The 2,375-nt window shown below is 71.9% G+C and carries 4 protein-coding genes; 2 read left to right on the top strand and 2 right to left on the bottom strand.

Annotated elements, in window-relative coordinates:
* The coding region (locus ABWI04_RS42495) for an alpha-amylase family glycosyl hydrolase (protein ID WP_353835953.1) at nucleotides 1-545 on the bottom strand (545 nt) is incomplete at its 3' end.
* A gap of 528 nt (nucleotides 546-1,073) precedes the next feature.
* On the opposite strand from ABWI04_RS42495, the gene ABWI04_RS42490 reads away from it, so the two are divergent.
* On the top strand, nucleotides 1,074-1,340 hold the full coding sequence (locus ABWI04_RS42490; protein ID WP_345187862.1) for a hypothetical protein: 267 nt from the start codon (nucleotides 1,074-1,076) through the stop codon (nucleotides 1,338-1,340).
* A 3-nt stretch (nucleotides 1,341-1,343) separates the two neighbouring features.
* Entirely contained in the window at nucleotides 1,344-2,192 is an 849-nt protein-coding gene (locus ABWI04_RS42485) for an STAS domain-containing protein (RefSeq protein WP_353835952.1), read from the top strand.
* Here the strand turns inward: ABWI04_RS42485 and ABWI04_RS42480 are convergent.
* A partial coding sequence (locus ABWI04_RS42480) for a hypothetical protein (protein WP_353835951.1) occupies nucleotides 2,170-2,375 on the bottom strand: 206 nt, incomplete at its 5' end. The genes ABWI04_RS42485 and ABWI04_RS42480 overlap by 23 nt on opposite strands.

The following is a 2,375-nucleotide window of genomic DNA, read 5'->3' as shown; positions in this document are numbered from 1 at the left end:
ATGTAGAAGTCCCCGAACGGCCCGTCGGGATCGGTCCGCGACGCCTGGAACCAGGGGTGCTGGTCGGAGGTGTGGTTCATCACCAGATCCGCGATCACCCGGATGCCGCGCGCGTGCGCCTGCTCGATCAGCTCGACGAAGTCTCCGAGTTCCCCGAAGTCGGGGAGGATGCTGGTGTAGTTGGCGATGTCGTAGCCGCCGTCCTTGAGCGGCGACTGGTAGATGGGCAGCAGCCACAGGCAGTCCACGCCGAGCCATTGCAGATGGTCCAGCTTGGAGATCAGCCCGCGCAGGTCGCCGTACCCGTCGTTGTTGGAATCGGCGAAACCCCGGACCGACACCTCGTAGAACACCGCCGTCTTGAACCAGTCCGGCGTGCGCGGGGTGTCCTCGTCGAACGGGTCGGGGATGGGGCCGGCGGCCGGTCCCGCGGCCGGCCGGGGGGCGTCCTCCACGGGCACGTCCCCGGTTCCCGGTGAGGTGAGCCCGTCGCCGCCCCGGTCCGGTCGGGTGCTGCGGGTGAAGTTCTTCGGCTGGCCGTCCATGGGTCACCCCGGGTCTGTTGGAGACATCTAGATCAGCAATTCCCTCCGGCCCGGCCAGGTGCGTGCGCGACAGGCAACCATCCGTAAAAGCTTCAGTACGGTCCGTGACCGCGTGTCCGGTTTCGGAGCCCGGCGGCGCCGCCCCGCCGCGCGAGCGCGCCCATGACCGGGGTAGATCGCCCGGATTCGCGGGACGTCCGGGCGCGCGGCCGCCCGCCGGGAAGGTCATCGCCCGGTCGCGGCCGGGCAGCGCGCGGAAAAGCAGCGCAAAAAAACGGCGATTCCCGGCACGGCGCGTGGCTTCCGGCGCCGTGAATACTTGCCGCGCTGAGGTTGTGTCATGTCCGTGTTTTTAGGTTCGTCGCTTTTTCTGTCGCAACCCTCGGGTAGGTCATTTCCAACCTCAGAACCCGTCAGTTCGGCGGGTTCTGCTCAGTTCGGACGGAATTCGCCCGTCCAGAAGCGATCGGAGGGACAGTGGAGCGCTGGGAGAAGTCGCCATCGGTCGTACCGACGCGGGATGACCTCGTGGCACGGCTGCGCGTCCGTTTCGCCGACATTCCGGTGGAGCGCGTGCGGCGCTGCGTGGACGACCTGTGGTGCTGCTGCGCCCATCTGGGGGTGCGGCCCGAGGAACGGACCATCGAGCGCCTCGCGGCGTCCCGGCTCACGGGCGTCGTGCGGGGCGGCCGCCCGCCCTACCCGGACGAGCGGCCGGGGTCCCGACCGCCCGGCCACCTGACCGCCTCGCACCGGCCCGCCCGCGCGGCGGCCCGCACTCCGATCGGAACGTGACAGATGAAGGACACGGCGGTGCCGGGCCTGAGCACCGAGACCCGGCGAGGGTTCATCGTGCTCAGCCTGCCGGCACAGATCAGTTGGCAGAACTACGCGGGGATCCGGGAGGAGGTGAGCAAGGCGCTGACGCTCGCCTGCGCGGGCGCGCCCGGCAGGCGGGGCGTGCGGCGCGGCGGGGTCGTGGTCGACTTCGGTGACGCGGTCCTGCTGGACGCGGCCGGGCTCGTGCTGATGGCGCGGGCCGAGACGCGGGCGCAGTTGCTCGGCTGCCCGCTGCGGGCCGTGGTGCCGGCCCTGTCGGCGCACGTCCGGCGGGCGCTGCGCCTCACCGGGCTGGACCGGCTCGTCCCCGTGTTCGCCGACGTCGGGTCGGCGACGGCCGCGCCCGCGCCGGAGCCGGCGCCGGGGGAGGTCGACACCACGCACGTGCTCGACGCGATCCGCGCGCTGCATCCGGGGGACGCCGGCCTCACCCCGACGCCGCCCGCGCCGTCCGAACTGAAGATCACCACGACGGAGGCCGGCGACGGCGACCACACCGTCGTCCACCTGTCGGGGGTGCTGGACGAGGTGACCGTGCCGCGGCTCGGGGAGACGCTGACCACGCTGGTCGAGGGCGACCTGCGGCACCTGATGGTGCGGATGCACGACCGGCTCGGCGTGCGCTGCGACCCGCTGCCGATCCTGCTCGGCATCCGCTGGCGCGTCGCCGCCGAGGGCGGCTGCCTGGCGCTGCCGGCGATGCCGGCCAAGCTCCGCGAGATCGTCGACCGCGAGGGCCTCGGCTCGGTGTTCACCGGCTGCCGGTCCATCGAGGACCGCGTGCTCAGCGGCGCCGGCTCCGGCTAGCCCCGCCGCCCTGCCCGCCACCGGCCCGCACACGTCCGTTCCTTTCGAACGTGAAGACGTGTGCGGGCTTGGTGTGCGGGTCGAGGCGGACGTAGTTCGATCCGCGCCATGTGTAGGTGGTGCCGTCGAGTTGGTCGGTGACGGTGTGGGGTTGGTCGGGGTCGTCGGGGAGTCCGAGGGCGG

This window comes from Actinomadura sp. NPDC000929 (assembly GCF_040492065.1).
In the GTDB taxonomy this organism is placed as follows: domain Bacteria; phylum Actinomycetota; class Actinomycetes; order Streptosporangiales; family Streptosporangiaceae; genus Spirillospora; species Spirillospora verrucosospora.
This window is presented reverse-complemented; position numbering and strand designations above follow the sequence as displayed.

Excerpts from the sequence above, each read along its gene's own strand:
- ABWI04_RS42485 (WP_353835952.1), top strand. The coding sequence starts at position 1,344 with ATGAAGGACACGGCGGTGCCGGGCCTGAGCACCGAGACCCGGCGAGGG.